Origin of the sequence: Sporosarcina sp. E16_8, from assembly GCF_017347095.1 — a bacterium.
Lineage (GTDB): Bacteria > Bacillota > Bacilli > Bacillales_A > Planococcaceae > Sporosarcina.
In genome coordinates this window covers 1-536 of record NZ_JADPRZ010000135.1, presented here as the reverse complement: position 1 = coordinate 536, position 536 = coordinate 1, and the positions used below count along the sequence as shown (strand labels likewise).

1 protein-coding gene is annotated in these 536 nt (G+C 50.2%); it reads right to left on the bottom strand.

The features are described 5' to 3' along the window. Positions 1-131: 131 nt before the first annotated feature. Positions 132-536 (bottom strand): hypothetical protein (locus tag I2484_RS21255; protein ID WP_207153008.1); only part of this gene is annotated, 405 nt, incomplete at its 5' end.

Here is a 536-nt window from a genome sequence, read left to right as displayed (position 1 = left end):
CCAAGCTCCGAAAGTGTCCAACCAATCCCTGGGAGTCTGCAACCAACCCGTGAAAGTGTCCAACCAACGGGGGAGTGTCCAACAAAACTATGGAAGTGTCCAACTAATCCGCGAAAGTGTCCAACCAATCCCTAGAAGTCTGCAACCAATCCGGGAAAGTGTCCAACGAACGGGGGAGTTTCCAACGAAACTATGAAAGTGTCCAACAAAGCCCCGAAAGTGTCCAACCAATCCCTGGAAGTCTGCAACCAATCCGTGAAAGCGTCCAACGAACGGGGGAATGTCCAACGAAACAATGGAAGTGTCCAACCAAGTTCCGAAAGTGTCCAACCAATCCCTAGAAGTCTGCAACCAATCCGGGAAAGTGTCCAACGAACGGGGGAGTTTCCAACGAAACTATGGAAGTGTCCAACCAAGTTTGGATAGTGTCCAACCAATCCCCGTGAGTCTGCAACCAAACCGTGAAAGCGTCCAACGAACGGGGGAGTTTCCAACGAAACTATGAAAGTGTCCAACCAAGTTCCGAAAGTGTCCAA